A 19,361-nucleotide genomic window follows, 5' to 3' on the forward strand; every position below is an offset into this window, starting at 1 on the left:
CCTTCGTGAACGGAACCCCTATGAACACCCAAGCGAACTCCCTGGCCGATTCGACCGATGCGACTTACCCGCCGCGTTACACGCGCACCGCGATGACATTGCACTGGCTGATCGCGTTGCTGATGATCGTCAACGTCGTGCTCGCGCTGTCCGCTGATTCGCTTCCCGACGACTGGGTGCGTCCTGTGATCGACACGCACAAATCGGTCGGCATCACGGTGCTCGGGCTCGCGCTGCTGCGCATTCTGTGGCGCCTGTCGCACAAGCCGCCGCCGTTGCCGCGCGAGTTTCCGTCGTGGGAAAAGATGGCCGCGCATCTCGCGCACTTCGCGCTGTATTTGCTGATGATTGCGTTGCCGCTGTCCGGCTGGCTGCACGATTCCGCGTGGAAGGACGCGGCCACGCATCCGATGCAGTGGTTCGGCCTGTTCCAATGGCCGCGTATCGGCTATGTGATGCACCTCGACCCGACGCTGAAGGAGACATTGCACGATCGCTTCGGCGCGCTGCATACGTGGCTCGCCTATACGCTTTATGCGTTGCTGGCGATGCATATCGGCGGCGCGCTCAAGCATGAATGGCTCGATCGCAAATCGGTGTTGAAGCGCATGAAGCCGTAAAGCCGCGGCACGAACACGGTTTCATCAACCAACCGCCACCAGCTCCAACCTGAAATATTCGCTTTGAAGAAGACCCTCGAACAGGCACTCGCGGCCGCGTCACCACGCATCCTGCCGCGTCGCGCGACGCTTTGGAGCACGCTGATCCATTCCAGCGTCGTCGTGCTGTGGGCGCTGCTGTTCGCGCGCGCGTTCTTTCTGCGCGGTGCGCTTGCGTGGTCCACAGGGATTGCGTATGTCGTCTATGACACGTTGCTGCTCGCGTTCGTCACGTGGAAATCGTTGCCGCTCACGCGCCGCGCGGCGCCGCTCGAAGCCGACTACGAACGGCGCGAACTGCCGGGCATGGGTGTCATCGTCGCGTCGCATAACGAGGCCACCGTGTTGCCGGTGACGCTCGCAGCGCTGCTGAGGCAAACGCACGGCCCGGCGCAGATCGTGATCGCCGACGACGGCTCCACCGACGCCACTGCCGACCTGCTCACGCAACGCTTCGGCCTCACGCCCGCCGCCGAAGGCGTGCTGAGCGCGCCGAGTTCGCTGCATCCGAATCTGTTCTGGCTGCGCGTGCCGCACGGCGGCAAGGCGCGCGCGCTGAACGCCGCGATCACTGTGATGACGACCGACACCGTGATGACCGTCGACGCCGACACGCTGCTCGACGACGACGCCACCTACGCGATGCGCGCCGCGTTCGCGAGCGAACCGTCGCTCGTCGCGGCGGCGGGCATTCTCGTGCCGGTCTGCGGCAAGTCGCTGTCGGGCCGCGTGTTCCAGTGGTTCCAGACCTACGAGTACATGCGCAACTTCATCGCGCGTTTCGCGTGGATGCGTGCGGACAGCCTGCTGCTGATCTCGGGCGCATTCGCGTCGTTCCGCCGCGATGCGCTTGTCGCGGTCGGCGGCTTCGATCCGCAGTGTCTGGTCGAGGACTACGAGCTGATTCACCGGCTGCGCCGCTATTCGGTCGATCACGAGCTCGGCTGGGACGTGCGCGTGGTCGGCGAAGCGCATGCGCGCACCGATGCGCCCGACACCCTCGCAAGCTTTCTGCGCCAGCGTCGCCGCTGGTTCGCGGGCTTCCTGCAGACGCAGTACTGGAACCGCGACATGACCGGCAATCCGCGCTACGGCACGCTCGGGATGCTGATGCTGCCGATCAAGGCGGTCGACACGATGCAGCCGATCTACGGCCTCACGGCATTCGCATTGCTACTCGGTTTTCTATTCGGCGGACATGGCGCGATCGTCGTGTCGATCTTCAGCGTGATCGGTCTGAAAACGGCGATCGATCTGGCGTTTTACCTTTGGAGCATCCATTTGTACCGGCGCTGGACCGGCGAGCGCAGCGGCAACAGCCTCGGCATGGCGATGCTCGCGGCCGTCGCCGAGCCGTTCACGTTCCAGCTCGCGCGTCATCTGGGCGCCGCGCTCGGCTGGCTGCACTTTTTGCGCGGCGGCCGCGCATGGGGCGTGCAACGGCGCACCGGGCTCGTCGCTCGCGACGACGATTGAGCACGTCGATGGACAGCTCATAACCCAGGTCAATGTTTCTGTAGGGCGGGTGTGGTAAAGGTAGACCTTCACGCCGATGCGGCTGATGCGCAATGTGTGCTGCGACGCATCGCGCATGCCCGCCACAGTGCCATGCGGCGGCTGCATCAAGTAGACTGGTAAAGATGCCGCACTGCCATGCAGCGCGGCAACCTTCTATCCGCTCGTGCACGGAGGCTTGACCTATGCATGCAGTTCCCCCGCTAGAACAGGAACAGGAAATCGCCGGCGCCGCGCTTGCCGCCGCGCCTGCTCAAGCCACTCACGACGCGCCGGTGCGTGATCTGCGCCGCGTCGCCATTCATCCCGATTACTGGTATCCGCTCGCGTGGTCGCATGAAGTGAAGCGCGGCAAGACGCTCGGCGTGACCTTCGCCGGCGATCCGATCGTGCTCGCGCGCACCGAGAGCGGCAAGGTGTTCGCGCTCGAAGATCGCTGTGCGCATCGGCAGGTGCCGCTGCATCAGGGCGTGGTCGACGGCGAATCGATTCGCTGCGGCTATCACGGCTGGACCTATGACTGTTCGGGCACCTGCATCGATGTGCCCTACCTCGGCCGCGAGCGTCTGCCGAACGGCGTGCGCTCATATCCGTGTCAGGAAGTGGAGGGACTGATCTTCGTGTTTCCCGGCGATGCTGCGCTCGCCGAGGAACGGCCGCTGCCGGGCTTTTGCTCGGTGTCGAACCCGAAGTACAAGACGCGCCGCTTCGGCCGTCCGGTCAAGTGTCATTATTCGTTCATGCACGAGAACCTGATGGACATGAATCACCAGTTCCTGCATCGGCGCCAGATGGGGCAGATGCGCGCGCGTTCGCTCGGGCGGCGGCGCGGTGAGGGCTGGGTCGAGATCGACTATACGTTCGCGCGGATGGCGGGCCAGCAGCCGATTGGCGAAGCGATGGTGTTCGGCGAGAGACGCAAGACCGGTGGCTTCAACCATAAAGACGTGATGACGATCCGCACCGAATACCCATACCAGACCCTGCAGATCCGCAACGACGACAAGACGCTGGTGATGGACCTGTGGATCGTCTATGTGCCGCTCGATCGCGAGCAGCGCACCAACCGAACCTTCGGGCTGCTGTCGATCCGCAAGCCCGGCATTCCGGGCGTGATGAATCTCGCATGGCCGCTGCTCGTTTGGTTCACCGAGCGTATTTTCAAGGAGGATCGCGAGATCGTCGAGGCGGAGCAGCGCGCCCACGATTCGCAGGGAGCCGACTGGAATCACGAGGTGTTCCCGGTCATCAACGACCTGCGCGCGCTGCTGCGCGAGTGCGGCGCGCCGGACCAGGTGGTCGGCGCGGGCACTGGCGATACCTCGGTGATCCGCTTCTGGGATTCGCGTCACGGCAATCCGCTCGCGAAGACCTGAACGCAGCGCGGCGCGGCGCGGGTGTGTTCACCGGCGCGGCGCAACCCGTCCCGCCACGGCTTTCTCCTCTGCTGGGAATTAATCCATCTCAGCACGGTAGACAATGCGCGGCGTGCAAGCGGCGATAATGTCGCACGGTACTGTTATTGCTCGCGAGTTTGCGCCAATCGACATTCGTCGCGTCCGCACCCGTGTACCATTGCGCTTTTTCCAAACTTCAAGACTCGCTCGTGACCACGCAACAAACCCCCGCCGCCTCGCGTAAATCCCTCACTCTGCTGCAACTGCTTGGCCTGATCGGCGCCGCGGGCCTGATCGCGTCGTACGCGCTGAACGTGCTGGTACAGGCGCACTGAAGCAGCGCCCGCGTCGCGCGGGCAGCCTTTCGCCGGCGCGCGTCGCCGGCTTTCTCGAGATTCCGATTGCCATGTACAAAAAGGGCGTAGCCGTAGAAATCCAGTTTTCCCCCGAGCGGCTCAACGATGGCGCCGGCGATCCGTACTGGATCGATCTGACCCACGACGAAGCGCAGCGCCTGCTCGACAGCTTGCAGGCGCGGCTCGCGGGAACCGGTAGCGGCACGGTCGCGCCGCTCGTCGTGAGCCTCGATGCGACGGCGCGCACGAACGCGGCGGATGCCGCCGCGTCCGCTACGCCCGATGCGCCGTCGGCCGCGAACGCCGCCACGGCCGAGGAGTTCAAGCAATGGGTCTGCGTGATCTGCGGCTGGGTCTACGACGAAGCCGCCGGTGTGCCGGAAGAGGGCATCGCGCCGGGCACGCGCTGGGCCGATGTGCCGGCCGACTGGCGCTGCCCGCTGTGCGATGTGGGCAAGGACGATTTTGCGTTGGTGGAGTTTTAAGGGGCGCGCCGAGGCTCGCCTGATAAACCTGCTCTACGCCGTCCGTTCCGGATAGTCCGCGCCCTCGGTCGTCGCTCGCCATGTGTCGAAATCGCCGCGCATGAAATCGAGCTTCTTGTACGCGAGATCGAGCGCGGCCTTGCCGAGCAGCAGACGCAGCGGCGGCGTGTCCGACAACGCCGCATCGATGATCGCCTGCGCGGCGCGCACCGGGTCGCCGGCCTGCTTGCCGCTGCGCGCTTCGGTCTGCTTGCGGCGCTCGCCGGCGGTCGACGCGTAGTCGTCGATCAGCGTCGCCGACTGCTTGATCGACGGCCCCGCCCAGTTGGTGCGGAACGGCCCCGGCTCGACGATCAGCACGCCGATGCCGAGCGGCTTCACTTCCAGCGCGAGCGATTCCGACAGCCCCTCGACCGCGTACTTGGTCGCATGATAAAAGCCGGTCGCCGCGAAACTCGCAATGCCGCCGATCGACGACACGTTGACGATCAAACCGCTGCGCTGCTCGCGCATGATCGGCAGCACGGCCTTCGTGATGTCGATGAGACCGAACACGTTGGTCTCGAACATCGCGCGGACTTCGCTGTCGTCGCCTTCCTCGATCGCGGCCAGATAACCGTAGCCCGCGTTGTTGACGAGCGCGTCGATGCGGCCGAAATGGCGCTTTGCCTGCGCGACCACGGTTTCGATCTGCGCGCGATTGGTCACGTCGAGCGGCAGCACCAGCGCGCGCTCGCCGTGCCCCTGGGCGATGTCCTTCACTTTCGATGCATCGCGCGCGGTGACGACCGCGCGCCAGCCGCGTTCGAGCACGAGCTTCGCGAGCTCGCGGCCGAAGCCGGTGGAACAGCCTGTGATCAGCCAGACGGGATTGTCTCGATTCATCATGTGGAACACTCCTGTTGAGGGTCTATGACGTGAGGACTCGAAAACGGCGCGCCGATGCGGCGCGAACGCGCGGCGCGTCGGCAATCGGTATGCGGGTGATGTCAGCTTGAAGCGTGCCCGGTTCGCGCGGCGGACGGTTCGGGCGGTGGCCCGCGTGAGCGCGCGTGCTGCTGCGCGGATTCGCCGGGTGATGACGACGGGCGCCGCCGTGACTGCTATGACTGCGAGGACCGCGTGGGGCTGGTGTGACGTTTCAATTGTAATCGCAGCGCGGCGGCTTCGCTTTGCAGCGCGCCGACGAACGTGTCCGCGAGCGGATGCGCGGGCCGGTGCTCGGGACGGATCACGCTGACGCGAAAAGGCAGCGATAGCGCGAGCGGCCGGATATGCAGATTGCGGCCCGCGAAATCGAGCGCGGTCAGCGGATTGACGATCGCGATGCCGAGCCGTTGCCGCACGAAGCTGCACACCGACACCGCGGTCGGCGTTTCGATCAGCAGGCGGCGCGCGATGCCAGCCCGCGCGAACGCTTCGTCGATCTGCAGCCGGTACGGATCGTTGGCGGACAGGCTGATGAACGCCTGATCAGCGAAGTCTTTCAACGCGATCACGCGTTTCGCGAGCAGCGGGTGAGCGTCGGGCAGCACGCACACTTCATCGACGGCGATCAGCGGCGTGAGCCGCGTGCCGGGCGGCGGCGCGTCGTGCTCGGTGAGGCCGAGGTCGTAGCGCTGCGCGGTCAGCCATTCTTCGAGAAACGGCGACTCCTGCGTCGCGATCGATACGCTGACACCCGGCTGCGCATCGTGAAAGCGTTTGACGGCGCCCGGCAGGATCGACTGCGAAAACACCGGCAGCGCGATCACGGACAACTGGCCGCCCTTGAATTCGCGCAGCGCGGCCGCCGTCGACGCGACGCGCTCGAGCCCGACATACGCGCGCTGAATCTCGTCGAACAGCGTCAGCGCGGATTGCGTTGGACGCAGCCGGCCCTGCGCGCGCTCGAACAATGCGAAGCCGATGCTCTGTTCCATGCGCGCCAGTTCGCGGCTCACAGTGGGCTGCGACGTGAACAGCATCTCGGCTGCCTTGGTGACACTGCCGGCTGTCATCAGCGCGCGGAAGATTTCGATGTGCCGGTGCGTGAGCGCCATTGTGGTTCGGGATATATCAGAAGTGAATAGATCAGCGATAGATTGGTATTTTACTGAATGATCGCCGCGGCTCATCATGTCGGCTAACGCTTTCGCAAAGCTTCGACATGCAACCGACCATGACGCCATTCAACCCTCATCAACTCGCCGATCTCGCGCGCCAGCACGGCACGCCGCTATGGGTGTACGACGCCGACGCGATCCGCCAGCGCATCGGGCAGTTGCGCAGCTTCGACACGATCCGCTACGCGCAGAAGGCCTGTTCGAACGTGCACATCCTGAAGCTGATGCGCGACGAAGGCGTGATGGTCGATGCAGTCTCTTCAGGCGAACTGGCGCGCAGTTTTGCGGCGGGGTTTGCGACTCAACCTATGTCGCACGACGCACCCGAAGGCGTGGTATTTACCGCCGACGTGCTCGACCACGCGACGCTAGCCACCGTGCTCCACGAGCGGATCACGGTCAACGCCGGCTCGCTCGACATGCTCGAACGGTTCGGACGACATGCGAGCGAAGGCCATCGCGTGTGGCTGCGGATCAATCCCGGCTTCGGTCACGGCCACAGCAGCAAGACCAACACCGGCGGCGAGCACAGCAAGCACGGCATCTGGCGCGATGACCTGCCACGCGCGCTCGAACTGGTGCGGCGCTATCGGCTGAAGCTCGTCGGGCTGCACATGCATATCGGCTCCGGTGTCGATTACGCGCATCTCGCGAAAGTTTGCGACGCGATGGTCGATGGAGTGTCGCAACTCGATCAGGATATCGAGGCGATTTCCGCGGGTGGTGGTTTGTCGGTTCCGTATCGCGATGGCGAGCCTAGCGTCGATACCGCGCATTATTTCCGGCTGTGGGACGATACTCGGCGGCGCATCGAAGCACAGGTTGGGCATCGTGTGCGGCTCGAAATCGAACCGGGGCGCTTTCTGGTCGCGCAGGCGGGGGTGCTGGTTGCCGAAGTGCACGCGCTGAACCGGCGGCCGTCGCGGCAATTCGCATTGCTCGACGCGGGCTTCAACGACCTCGTGCGGCCGTCGTTCTACGGCAGTCATCACGAGATCAGCGTGCTTAGGCGCGACGGCACGCCGAGCGATGCACCGGTCGGCTCGTTCAGCGTAGCGGGGCCGTTGTGCGAGGCCGGCGACGTGTTTACGCAGGCGGAAGGCGGTGTCGTGACGAGCCGCTCGATGCCCGCGCCTCAAGTGGGCGACCTGCTCGTGTTTCATGATGCGGGCGCGTACGGCGCGTCGATGTCATCGAACTACAACAGCCGGCCGCTTGCTCCCGAGGTGCTGATCGAGCGCGGCAATGCGCGGCTGATCCGGCGCAGGCAACGCATCGAAGAATTGATCGCGCTCGAAGAAACGGCGGGTTGAAGTTCAAGGCTCAACGCGCCCGCACCGTGCGCGTGTACGACGCGATCATCGTCGCGAACTCCTGCGCGGCTGGCGTCAGCGGAATCGCCGCGCGTTGCAGCAGACAGACGTTTTGCTGCAACGCGCGCTCGCGCACCGGGATCGTCGTCAGCATGTCCGCGAACGGTCCCCGCTTCGTAATGACCGACGATTCGAGCGACAGGCAATCCGTCGCGCCTACCAGATGCAACGTCTCGTATAAGCCCTCGACGGTCGCGACGATTTTCGGCGGCGGCAAACCGTGGCTGTCGAACAGATGACTCAAGCGGTTGACGTGCGGCTCCTCGGTGAGATTCGGCGAGCGCGTCGTCACCCACGTGCAATCGACGAGCTCGGCCAGAGACTTCGCACCCGCCTTCGGATGACCGCGCCGGCACACGATCACCGGGTCGGACGGATAGAGTGGCGTGACCGACAGATCGGCGGTATCGGTCTGCTTCGAGACGAGCGCGACGGCGAAATCCAACGTGCCTTCACGGATCCACGAAATCATCATGCGCGACGTGCCCGTGCGCAGATGCACGGCGACGCGCTCGAAGCGTGTGCGAAACTCCATCAGCACCGGCGCGAACGCGTCGACGAGCGGCTCGGTCGTCATGCCGAACGTGACCTCGCCCACGTAGTCGCCGCGCAACTGACGTACGTCCTCCTCGGCCCGCTCGCATTCACCGAGGATCGCGCCGGCCCGCTGGAGCAGCCGCTGGCCCAGCGCGGTCAGCGCAATGCCGCGATTGGTGCGCGTGAACAACGTCGCGCCGAGCATCGATTCTAGGTTCTGCAACTGCTGCGTGATGCCGCTTTGCGCAATGCCGAGCGCGCGCGATGCCGCGCGGATGCTGCCATGCTCGGCGACCGCCGTGAATGCGCGCAACTGCGAAATCGTCAATGCCATTGGCGTCAGGGACTGGTGATCGGTAAAAGTGATCATGATAGTCCGAACGGGACTTCTTTGAGGCGCGGCGGCAGCTTACGATCGCGCTGTCCTGATCCGCTCCCGTCGCCGTCCATGAAAACTTCGCTGATGACTCTTTGCGCCGCGCTGGCTTTCAGCAGCGGCGCGTTCGCCGCTGACGCCAACACGTTGCGCCTCGGCATCGACCCGACCTATCCGCCAATGGACTCGAAGGCACCCGACGGCAGTCTGAAGGGCTTCGACGTCGATCTCGGCAACGAGATTTGCCGGCGCATCCACGCGCACTGCCAGTGGGTCGAACTCGAGTTTTCGGGCATGATTCCGGCGCTGCAGGCACGCAAGATCGACGCGGTGATGTCGTCGATGGCGATCACCGAAAAGCGCGAGCAGCAGATCCTGTTTTCGTCGAAGCTGTTCCAGTTCAAGTCGCGGCTGATCGCGCGGCAAGGCTCATCGCTCGCGCCTACGGCGAGCGGACTTGCCGGCAAGCAGATCGGCGTGCAGTCGGGCACGCAGTTCGAGGGCTACGCGCTGGAGAACTGGACGCCGCTCGGCGCGAACGTGGTCGCCTACAAGAGCCAGGACGAGGTGTTCGCCGATCTGCGCAACGGGAGGCTCGACGGCGCGTTGCTCGGCACCGTCGAGGCCGATTACGGCTTCCTGCGTACGCCGGCGGGCAAGGGCTTCGCGTTTGTCGGCGAGCCGCTTTCGATGGGCGATCGCGGCGTCGGCATCGGCTTGCGCAAGGATGAAACCGAAGTGCAGGCATCGATCAACGCGGCGATCGCGTCGATGCGCCAGGACGGCACCTATGCGCAGATTGCGAAGAAGTACTTCGACTTCGATCCGTACGGCAATTGATCGAGGTTTCCAACTTTTCTTCACGGCTTTCCCTTCATGAACAGGCAATCGATTCCGCTTCTGTCGCCGGCTATCGGCACGCACCGCGAGCTGGTGTCGTTTCATCTCGGCCCGGCCAATAGCGGGCAGAAGATCTACATCCAGGCGTCGCTGCATGCCGACGAAACGCCGTCGATGCTGACCACGGTGCTGTTGAAGCGGAGATTGCTGGACCTCGAACAGGCCGGCGCGCTGAATGCGGAAATCGTGCTCGTGCCGGTGTCGAATCCGGTCGGGCTCAGTCAATACGTGCTCGGTCAGTTCGTCGGCCGCTTCGATCTCGGCAGCGGCAAGAACTTCAACCGGCATTTCGTGCAGTTCACGAAGCTCGTCGAGGATGCAAAGGAGGCGCTGGGAGCCGACGCGAACGCGAACCGCCGCATCGTGCGCGCACTGCTCACGGCCGAACTCGCGCGACAGAAGCCGTTGACCGAATTCGAGTCGCTGCAACTGGCGCTGCTGAAGCTGTCATGCGACGCGGACGTCGTGATCGATCTGCATTGCTCGCTCGAAGCTGCGATGCATGTGTACACGAGCGAGGCCGCGTGGGCCGAGTTCGAGCCGCTGTCGCGCTACCTCGGCGCCGAGGCCTCGTTGCTCGCGACGGATTCGGGCGGTGGCGCGTTCGACGAAACGCACAGCCTGCTGTGGTGGAAGTTGCAGCAGCAGATGCCGGCGAGCAAGCCGGTGCCGACCGGGTCGATCGCGGTGACGGTCGAATGCCGCGGCCAGCGCGACGTGTCTTACGAAGTCGCGCAGCAGGATGCCGACGCGCTCGTCGACTATCTGGTGTGGCGCGGTGCGATTCGCGGTGAGGCCAAGCCGTTGCCGCCGCTTCTGTCGCCGGCGACGCCGCTCGCGGGCAGCGAGCAGTTCTATGCGCCGGTAAGCGGGATTCTCGTGCACCGCGCGAAGATCGGCGACACGATCCGCGTCGGCCAGCCGCTGTTCGATATCGTCGATCCGCTGACCGACGAGACGACCACGATCGCGAGCCAGACCGAAGGGGTGCTGTATATGCGACGCGCGATCCGTTTCGTGACGGCCGGTGCGCCGCTCGGTCGCGTGACCGGCACGCGGCCGATCAGAACGGGCGTGTTGCTGGGCGCCTGATCGATTGACAGAGGGCCCGCGCTCTTCGTCGCACCGCCTCCGCGCCGGCGGCACGAGTTACGACGCATCGCATGCCGCTATGCCGGACTCGGCATCCAGGACCGCGTCAACGCCTCGCGCGACGGCGCCCACATGCGCCGCAGCCGCGTTGCCGTGAAGTTGGATGGCGCGATCCGACGCGGCCATTCCGCGTCTCGCCGACTGTGCGGATTTAATCTCTTTCAGCCGCGAAAAAGCCCAAGCCCGCTTCCGGACAAAGGTCGATACTCGTCGTCATACTCAACGTGTGTCGGCGCGGCCGGCTTTTTGAAGGAGACGGATAAAGTGAGCAAGGCTATCCAATGGAGCGGGGTGTTTCCCGCCGTCAGCACCCAGTTCAAGCCGGATTTCTCGCTCGACATCGACGCGACGCACCGCGTGGTCAGCAATCTCGTCAAGGACGGCGTGTCGGGTCTGGTGGTCTGCGGCACGGTTGGCGAAAACACTTCGCTGAGCACGTCGGAAAAACTGCAGGTGATCGAGGCCGCGCGTGACGCGTCCCGCGGCAAGGTGCCGGTCGTCGCGGGCGTCGCCGAGTTCACGACCGAGTTTGCACGGCAGACGGTGCGTGAAGCCGCGCGTGCCGGCGTCGACGGCGTGATGGTGATGCCGGCGCTCGTCTATTCCGCGAAGCCGCACGAAACCGCCGCGCATTTCCGCTCGGTCGCGACCAGCACCGACCTGCCGGTGATGATCTACAACAACCCGCCGATCTACAAGAACGACGTGACGCCGGACGTGCTGATCGCGCTGCAGGACTGCGAGAACATTGTCTGCTTCAAGGATTCGTCGGGCGATACGCGGCGCTTCATCGATCTGCGCAACGCGGTGGGCGACCGCTTCGTGCTGTTCGCCGGCCTCGACGACGTGGTGGTCGAAAGCATCGCGGTCGGTGCGGAAGGCTGGGTGTCGGGCATGTCGAACGCGTTCCCGAAGGAAGGCGAGACGCTGTTTCGCCTCGCCACCCAAAAGCGCTTCGATGAAGCGTTGGCGCTGTATAGCTGGTTCATGCCGCTGTTGCACCTCGACGCGCGCCCCGACCTCGTGCAATGCATCAAGCTATGCGAGGAACTGCTCGGGCGCGGCAGCGCCGTCACGCGTCCGCCACGCCTCGCGCTGCAAGGCGATACGCTCGCCGAAGTCAAAGAAATCGTCGCAAAGGCGCTCGCTACGCGTCCGACGCTGCCGGACGTTGGTCTTTAAGAACGCCTGAAAGACATCGGCATCCTGTCCGCCTGGTAGGGGGAACAGGATGCCGAACCCAACCGCGAGCGCAGACATCAACTCGCCGTCAGCACCGGCGCAACCGCAGCCGGATCGCTGATACTCGGCCGGCCGTTCTCGACGTGACCGGCAAAGCGGCGCGAGAAGCGTGCGTCGTCGCTGCTCGTCACCGTCAGGTCGTACCAGTGATGGCTCGACGCAAGCACCCAGCCTTCTTCGATACGCGCATTGGCGGGCACGACCACGGTGCGCGGCCGCGCGCCGTATGCGTTGTCGATCACCGTCAGATGCGCGATGCCACCACCGCTGTTGGTGAACTTCAGGAACACGTTGCCATTCGCGACGCCGTATCGCGCGGTCACTTCAGGCTGAGCCGGCTTGTCGTTGCCGTGTCCATTCTGCGCACTCGCCAGCGTGTGGCCCGCGAACTTGCGCACGAAGCCGTTCGGGCCGAACACGTCAAACGCATACACGCCGTTCGTCGCGCTCAGGTCGAACGTATCGCTGAGCGACTTGCCCGCTTCGACCGTGTAGCGCCACGGACCGTCGGCGCGATTCGTCGCGTACACGTAGAAGTGCGCGCCCTGCTCGCCGGTATTGCCGAGCGTGATTTCGAACGTGTTGTTGCCCACATTCGCCGTGCCGTTCGCATGCAGTTCATACGGCAACGCGCGCGCGAAGCGGATGCCCGCTTCCTGCGCTTCGACCGGAGTCGGCGTCGTCGGCACGGTCGGCTTCGATTGCGTCCTGCACTGGTTGTCGGCCATGTCCACGTAGCTTTTGGTATCCGGCAGCGTCGGCATCTTCGAATCCGGCGTGCGGAAGTCGAACGCGGTGGTCAGGTCGCCGCACACCGCGCGACGCCATGCCGTGATGTTCGGCTCATGCACGCCGAAGCGCGTTTCGATGAAGCGGATCACTGACGTGTGATCGAACACTTGCGAGCATACGAAGCCGCCCTTGGTCCACGGCGACACGATCGTCATCGGCACGCGCGGTCCGAGGCCATACGGACAGCCGTCGGCGCTGTAGCTGCCGCCGCGCAGCGGATTAACGACGTCGTGGATCTCGCCGTCGGTCGTCACCGTCGACTTGCCCTGCGCGGACTTCGTCGGCGGTTGCGGCGGCACGAGGTGATCGAAGAAACCGTCGTTCTCGTCGTACATGATGAAGAGCACGGTCTTGCTCCACATTTCGGGGTTCGACGTCAGCGCGTCGAGAATCTGCGACGTGTATTCGGCGCCGTACGCGGGCGTGTAGCGCGGATGCTCCGAATACGCGGCCGGCGGGCACAGCCACGAGACCTGCGGCAGCCGGTTCGCGAGCACGTCGGCCTTCAGGTCGTCGATCGTGCGCACGGTTTGCGCGCGCTCGTGGAGCGGCGAACCCGGCCGCGCGTTGATGAAGTTCGTGAAGTTCTGCAGGACGTTGGTGCCGTAGTTGCCGTACAGCGGATCGAAGCCCGTCGTGCCCTGTTGATAGATCTGCCATGAAATGCCCGCTGCCTGCAGACGCTCCGGATACGTGGTCCATGACAGCAACTGATAGTTCGGCGGACGATCGCCGTCCGCCCAATCGTTGTTGTCGAGCAGCGGGCCGCCCAGCGTGCCGCTCGGGTCGACCATGCCGGTCATCAGATACGCGCGGTTAGGGTGCGTCGGTCCCGGCAGCGAGCAGAAGTACGCATCGCAGATCGTGAACGCGTCGGCGAGCGCGTAGTGGAACGGGATGTCGCTACGCAGGTGGTAGCCCATCGTCATGTCGGTCTTGTTGGCGGGCCACTGGTCGTGGCGGCCGCCGTCGATCGCGGAATGGGTCTTGTACCACGTGTGGTCGAGTTCGCCGACGCACTGCGCGCTCGTCGTCGCGGTGTTCAGGTGGAACGGCAGCACCGGCCTCGCCGGGTCTTCCTTCGACGGCTGATTCCACACCGGCAGGCCGCTCGGCAGCGGGATCGGGAAGCGGTCGTTGTAGCCGCGCACGCCGCGCAAATGACCGAAGTAGTGGTCGAACGAGCGATTCTCCTGCATGAACACGACGATGTGCTCGACATCGCGAATCGTGCCCGTGCGCGAAAACGCGGGCACTGCCAGCGCGTTGCGGATCGACTGGGGCAATGCGGTCATCGCGGCGGCGGCGCCTGCGGATGAAGCCACGGTTTGCAGGAAACGGCGACGGCTAGTTGATGTCATCGAATATCACCTTCTGCGTACAGGAAGAATAGCGGGTGAACGCGCCGTTGGGGTGTTTCGCCGTCGGTGACGCGTTGCTCTTGCCGATCAGTTGCGGGCCAGTCGTCGGTTGATCGAAAGAAAATGGAAAGTATTGGGAAGATCGATGTTCATGGCGCTGCCATCTGCGCTATGTTTGCTGCATTCCGATTTGCGTATGAGCACGATTCAATGACTCGCATCGATCCACCCATCGACATCTCTCGACTCGAAGACGAATGGCTCGAAGCCGACGGCTTCGGCGGCTTTGCGTCGGGCACGGTCGGTATGTTGCGCACGCGCCGCTACCATGCTCTGCTGCTAGCCGCGACGCGCGCGCCGGGCGGGCGCATGGTGCTCGTCAACGGCATCGAGGCGTGGGTGGAGGCGGGCGGCGAGCGTTTCCCGTTGACCATGCAACGCTATGGGCCTGACCTGATCTATCCGGATCTGCGCGGCAACCTGCTCGGTTTCGATACCGCGCCGTGGCCGACTTGGCGCGTTCAACTCGATACGCATACTGCGATGATCGCCGACGTGTTCGTCAGCAAAGCGACGTGCGAAACGGTATTGCGCTGGCGGCTCGAAGGCGGCGAACTCGATGCGCCCGTGCTGAAGGTCAGACCGCTGTTGTCGGGCCGCGATTATCACGCGCTGCATCACGAGAATCCGGCCTTCGACTTCGGCGCGCAGGTCAACGCCGATCAATCGTGCGCGAACTGGCAGCCTTATGGCGGACTGCCGGTCGTGCGGGCGGCGACGAACGGCACCTATACGCATGCGCCCGATTGGTATCGCAACTTCTGCTACGTGCGCGAGCAGGAGCGCGGTCTCGATTGCAGCGAAGACCTCGCGGCGCCCGGCGTGTTCAGCTTCGATCTCGCCGAGGGCGAAGCGGTGATGATTCTGAGTGCAGCGAGCACGGCCGCCACCCAGAGCACCAACGACAATCCCCGGACCACCGCCCGCGCCTCCCAACTCGCCGACACCGAACAACGACGCCGGGCCGCACTCGGCTCGCGCCTGCAACGCTCGGCCGACGCCTATGTCGTCACGCGCAACGAAGGCCGCACGATCCTCGCGGGCTTTCCGTGGTTCACCGACTGGGGCCGCGACACCTTCATCGCGATGCGCGGCCTGCTGATCGCGTCGAACCGTCTCGACGACGCCGAAGCGATCCTGCTCGAATGGTCGGGCACGCTGTCCGACGGCATGCTGCCGAACCGCTTCCCCGACTACGGCGACGCGCCCGAATACAACTCGGTCGATGCGTCGCTATGGTTCATCGTCGCCGTTCACGACTTTCTGGCTACGCCTCATGCAAGCGCGCGGACGCGCTCGCATCTGCAGCAAGCCGCCGAAACGATCCTGACCGGCTACACGAACGGCACGCGCTTTAACATCGGCTGCTGTCCCGACGACGGTCTGCTGCGCGCCGGCATCCCCGGCGTGCAACTGACCTGGATGGACGCGAAAGTCGGCGACTGGATCGTCACGCCGCGCATCGGCAAGCCGGTCGAAGTGCAGGCGCTATGGATCAACGCACTGCGAATCGCGTCGGCATGGAACCCGCAGTGGCGGCAGGCTGCCGAGCGCGCGGCGCTCGCATTTCACCGGCGCTTCGTCGATCCGGCCACGCAGACGCTGTTCGATAACGTCGACGTCGATCATGTGCCGGGCACGGTCGACCGCTCGATCCGGCCGAACCAGATCTTCGCGATCGGTGGCCTGCCGTTTCCGCTGCTCGAAGGCGCGGCGGCGCGCGCGGTCGTGGCTCAGGTCGAAGCGCAATTGCTGACGCCGCTCGGCCTGCGCTCGCTCGCGCCTTCCGATCCGGCCTATCGTGGCCACTACGGCGGCGCGCCGCTCGAACGCGACGGCGCTTATCATCAGGGCACCGTGTGGGTGTGGCTGATCGGCCCGTTCGTCGATGCGTGGCTGCGAGTGAATGGCGCAAGCGCCACGAATCTCACACAGGCGAGGAGGCGTTTTCTCGCCCCGCTGTACGCGCATCTCGATCACGCGGGCCTGGACCACCTGTCCGAGATCGCCGACGGCGACGCGCCGTACGCGCCCGCCGGCACGCCGTTCCAGGCATGGTCGCTCGGTGAAATGCTGCGCGTCGAAAGTCTGCTTGCCCGATTCGAGCGCGACGGGGCGTAAACCGCGCTACGATGTTGGGTCCTACCGCCAGGCTTGTTGCAAGGACGTTCTCATGCCACCGCTGCGCGCTGCCAATCTGCTTGCCACGATCGAAGGTTCCCGGCTGCATTCGCCCGAATGCGGCCACTGGCAGCGCTGGGGGCCGTATCTGAGCGAGCGCCAGTGGGGCACGGTGCGCGAGGACTATAGCGCGAACGGCACCGCCTGGGACTCGTTTCCGCACGACCATGCGCGCAGCCGCGCCTACCGTTGGGGCGAAGACGGCATCGCCGGGTTCGGCGACGACCGGCTCAGCTGGTGCGTATCGCTCGCGCTGTGGAACCGCAAGGACCCGATCATCAAGGAGCGCCTGTTCGGCCTGACCAACGCGCAGGGCAATCACGGTGAGGACGTGAAGGAACTGTACTTCTATCTGGACGGCACGCCCACGCACTCCTACATGCGCATGCTGTACAAGTACCCGCATGCGGCTTATCCGTACCAGAACCTGATCGACGAAAACGCGCGCCGCGGCGGCGACATGCCGGAGTACGAAGTACTCGATACCGGCGTGTTCGACGATCTGGGCTATTTCGACGTGCAGGTCGAATACGCGAAGCACACGCCCGACGACATCGTGATGCGCGTGACGATCGAAAATCGCGCGGACGAGGCGGCGTCGCTCGATGTGCTGCCGCAGATCTGGGCGCGCAACTCGTGGTCGTGGAAGGAGAACAAGGACAAGCCGAAGCTCGTCGCCGGCACCGACCACGACGGCGCGGTGCGTCTGCTTGGCCATCATCATGTGCATGAGCCGATCGTCGTGACCGCGTGGTCGAAGGACGCACCGCAACTCGCGTGGCTGTTCTGCGAGAACGACACCAACGTGAAGCGGCTGTTCGGCATGGACGGCGCGGGCCCGTTCAAGGACGGCTTCAACGATTACCTCGTGCACGGCGACGCGAACGCGATCCGTCGCGACGCGGGTACCAAGGCCGCCGCACATGCACCGCTGGAACTCGGGCCGCATGGAAGCGCGGTCGTGTATCTGCGCTGGCACCCGCAAGCGGCGAGCGACGAAGCGCCATTCGATGCCGACGCGTTGATCGCGCGCCGCCTCGCCGAGGCCGACGAATTCTATGGCGCATTGCAGCACGAGATCACCGACCCCGATGCGCGCCTCGTGCAACGTCAGGCGCTCGCCGGCATGCTGTGGTCGAAGCAGTACTACCAGTACGACGTGCAACGCTGGCTCGACGGCGACCCGCTGCAGCCGAGCCCGCCCGCCGCGCGCAAGCAGGGCCGCAACAGGGACTGGCGACATCTGTGCAATGCGGACATCGTGTCGATGCCGGACAAGTGGGAGTACCCGTGGTACGCGTCGTGGGACCTCGCGTTTCACGCGGCCGCGTTCGCGCTGATCGATCCGGCGTTCGCGAAGAAGCAGTTGCTGCTGCTCGTTAAGGACCGCTATCAGCACCCGAACGGTCAGTTGCCCGCTTACGAATGGGCGCTCAGTGACGCGAACCCGCCTGTCCATGCGTGGGCCGCATGGCGCGTGTACGAGATCGATCGCGCGCTGACCGGCAAGGCGGACCGTGATTTTCTGGAACTCGTGTTTCACAAGCTGCTGCTGAATTTCTCGTGGTGGGTGAACCGCAAGGACGCCGACGGCCACAATATTTTTCAGGGCGGTTTTCTCGGTCTCGACAACGTCGGCATCTTCGACCGCTCGTCGCCGCTGCCGACCGGCGGCCACATCGACCAGGCCGACGGCACCGCGTGGATGGCCGCGTATGCGCTCGACCTGATGCGTATCGCGCTCGAACTCGCCTACGCGAATCACGTGTTCGTCGATATCGGCGTGAAGTTCTTCGAGCACTTCCTGTACATCGCGGAAGCGGTCAGTTGCGACGACGGCTGCGACACGGGCCTGTGGGACAGCGCGGACGAATTCTTCTACGACAAGCTGCGCTTGCCCGACGGCAGCAACATGCCGATGCGCGTTCGCTCGATCGTCGGATTGATACCGCTGTTCGCCGTGCATGTGCTCGAAGAGCGTTTGCATGGCGGCTTGCCGGGCTTGCGCGAGCGCCTCGTATGGTTTCTCGAGCATCGGCCCGATCTCGCGAAGCTGGTGTCGCGCTGGAACGAGCCCGGCAAGGGCAACGCGCTGCTGCTGTCGCTGCTGCGCGGGCATCGGATGAAGGCGCTGCTACGGCGCGCGCTCGACGAAAGCGAATTTCTTTCCGATCACGGCGTGCGCGCGTTGTCGCGTTGCCATCGCGACCATCCGTTCGTGTTCGAACACAACGGCAACAGCTTCTGTGTGAAGTATCTGCCGGCCGAATCCGATACCCGTGTGTTCGGCGGCAATTCGAACTGGCGCGGGCCGGTGTGGATGCCGGTCAACTATCTGCTGATCGAATCGCTGTACGAGTTTCATCGTTACTACGGCGATGAATTCCGCGTCGAGTATCCGACCGGGTCGGGCCAAAAGTTCTCGTTGAGCGAAATCGGCGACGAACTCGCGCGCCGCGCGACCACGCTGTTCCTGAAGGACAAGAACGGCGAGCGGCCGGTGATGGGCGCGTATCCGCTGTTGCAGGCGGACCCGCGTTCGCAGGATCTGATCCTGTTCCACGAGTATTTTCATGGTGACAACGGTCGTGGCGTCGGGGCTTCGCATCAGACCGGCTGGACCGGGCTCGTCGCGTTGCTGTTGCAGCCGCGCGCGATGGCGGCATCGGGCAACGTGCCGCTGGCGGGGGAACCGGAGCCGGCGCCCGCGCCGATTCCGGTGAAAGAACCGGTACCGTCGCTCGCGGCCGCGACGACGAAGTAAGCACGCCGCGCGCTCGCGCGCGAAGGCGATTGAACTGTGCGGCAGCGCGCGTGGTCTTTCATGTATCGCCACGTTCGTTCTCTCGGCTTTCCAAGTTCCAGGTGAA

General features: G+C 64.7%; 15 protein-coding genes. 11 read left to right on the forward strand and 4 right to left on the reverse strand.

What is annotated here, in order from left to right; all coding sequences use genetic code 11:
* Positions 1-20: 20 nt before the first annotated feature.
* The 5 genes from AB3X96_RS10790 (at position 21) to AB3X96_RS10810 (ending at position 4,412) form a co-directional block, all read left to right on the forward strand.
* Positions 21-620, forward strand: a complete 600-nt coding sequence (locus tag AB3X96_RS10790) for a cytochrome b (protein WP_368589694.1) — start codon at positions 21-23, stop codon at positions 618-620.
* Between the two features lie 63 nt (positions 621-683).
* A complete protein-coding gene (locus tag AB3X96_RS10795; RefSeq protein WP_368589695.1) occupies positions 684-2,135 on the forward strand; it encodes a glycosyltransferase in 1,452 nt (483 codons plus the stop codon).
* A 224-nt stretch (positions 2,136-2,359) separates the two neighbouring features.
* The gene (locus AB3X96_RS10800; protein WP_368589696.1) at positions 2,360-3,550 is read left to right on the forward strand and encodes a Rieske 2Fe-2S domain-containing protein; all 1,191 of its coding nucleotides are present in this window, start codon (positions 2,360-2,362) and stop codon (positions 3,548-3,550) included.
* A gap of 230 nt (positions 3,551-3,780) precedes the next feature.
* Positions 3,781-3,906, forward strand: coding sequence for a hypothetical protein (locus AB3X96_RS10805; protein ID WP_368589697.1), 126 nt, complete (start codon positions 3,781-3,783; stop codon positions 3,904-3,906).
* A 71-nt stretch (positions 3,907-3,977) separates the two neighbouring features.
* Positions 3,978-4,412, forward strand: a complete 435-nt coding sequence (locus AB3X96_RS10810) for a rubredoxin (protein WP_368589698.1) — start codon at positions 3,978-3,980, stop codon at positions 4,410-4,412.
* A gap of 33 nt (positions 4,413-4,445) precedes the next feature.
* Here AB3X96_RS10810 and AB3X96_RS10815 read toward each other — a convergent pair whose 3' ends face one another.
* The gene (locus tag AB3X96_RS10815; RefSeq protein WP_368589699.1) at positions 4,446-5,300 is read right to left on the reverse strand and encodes an oxidoreductase; all 855 of its coding nucleotides are present in this window, start codon (positions 5,298-5,300) and stop codon (positions 4,446-4,448) included.
* 215 nt (positions 5,301-5,515) lie between these two features.
* A complete protein-coding gene (locus AB3X96_RS10820; RefSeq protein ID WP_368589700.1) occupies positions 5,516-6,454 on the reverse strand; it encodes a LysR family transcriptional regulator in 939 nt (312 codons plus the stop codon).
* A 119-nt stretch (positions 6,455-6,573) separates the two neighbouring features.
* On the opposite strand from AB3X96_RS10820, the gene lysA reads away from it, so the two are divergent.
* On the forward strand, positions 6,574-7,830 hold the full coding sequence (gene lysA, locus AB3X96_RS10825; protein ID WP_368589701.1) for a diaminopimelate decarboxylase: 1,257 nt from the start codon (positions 6,574-6,576) through the stop codon (positions 7,828-7,830).
* Between the two features lie 10 nt (positions 7,831-7,840).
* On the opposite strand, the gene AB3X96_RS10830 is transcribed toward lysA, so the two are convergent.
* Positions 7,841-8,761 (reverse strand): LysR substrate-binding domain-containing protein, encoded by a 921-nt coding sequence (locus tag AB3X96_RS10830; RefSeq protein WP_368589815.1) that lies wholly within the window; start codon positions 8,759-8,761, stop codon positions 7,841-7,843.
* A 114-nt stretch (positions 8,762-8,875) separates the two neighbouring features.
* On the opposite strand from AB3X96_RS10830, the gene AB3X96_RS10835 reads away from it, so the two are divergent.
* From AB3X96_RS10835 to AB3X96_RS10845, 3 genes are all read left to right on the forward strand, one after another.
* Positions 8,876-9,643 carry a transporter substrate-binding domain-containing protein gene (locus AB3X96_RS10835; protein ID WP_368589702.1) on the forward strand — a complete coding sequence of 256 codons (768 nt, stop codon included), beginning with the start codon at positions 8,876-8,878 and terminating at the stop codon, positions 9,641-9,643.
* A 36-nt stretch (positions 9,644-9,679) separates the two neighbouring features.
* Positions 9,680-10,795 carry a succinylglutamate desuccinylase/aspartoacylase family protein gene (locus AB3X96_RS10840; protein WP_368589703.1) on the forward strand — a complete coding sequence of 372 codons (1,116 nt, stop codon included), beginning with the start codon at positions 9,680-9,682 and terminating at the stop codon, positions 10,793-10,795.
* A 324-nt stretch (positions 10,796-11,119) separates the two neighbouring features.
* Positions 11,120-12,037 carry a dihydrodipicolinate synthase family protein gene (locus AB3X96_RS10845; RefSeq protein ID WP_368589704.1) on the forward strand — a complete coding sequence of 306 codons (918 nt, stop codon included), beginning with the start codon at positions 11,120-11,122 and terminating at the stop codon, positions 12,035-12,037.
* Between the two features lie 77 nt (positions 12,038-12,114).
* Here the strand turns inward: AB3X96_RS10845 and AB3X96_RS10850 are convergent, their stop codons facing one another.
* Positions 12,115-14,250 carry a phosphocholine-specific phospholipase C gene (locus AB3X96_RS10850; protein WP_368589705.1) on the reverse strand — a complete coding sequence of 712 codons (2,136 nt, stop codon included), beginning with the start codon at positions 14,248-14,250 and terminating at the stop codon, positions 12,115-12,117.
* 210 nt (positions 14,251-14,460) lie between these two features.
* Here AB3X96_RS10850 and AB3X96_RS10855 point away from each other — a divergent pair, with 210 nt between their 5' ends.
* Positions 14,461-16,431 carry an amylo-alpha-1,6-glucosidase gene (locus tag AB3X96_RS10855; protein ID WP_368589706.1) on the forward strand — a complete coding sequence of 657 codons (1,971 nt, stop codon included), beginning with the start codon at positions 14,461-14,463 and terminating at the stop codon, positions 16,429-16,431.
* Positions 16,432-16,483: 52 nt separating this feature from the next.
* Entirely contained in the window at positions 16,484-19,255 is a 2,772-nt protein-coding gene (locus AB3X96_RS10860; RefSeq protein WP_368589707.1) for a glucosidase, read from the forward strand.
* Positions 19,256-19,361 lie beyond the last annotated feature (106 nt).

The sequence above is a fragment of the Paraburkholderia sp. BR13439 genome, assembly GCF_040948805.1.
Taxonomy (GTDB): Bacteria; Pseudomonadota; Gammaproteobacteria; order Burkholderiales; family Burkholderiaceae; genus Paraburkholderia; species Paraburkholderia youngii.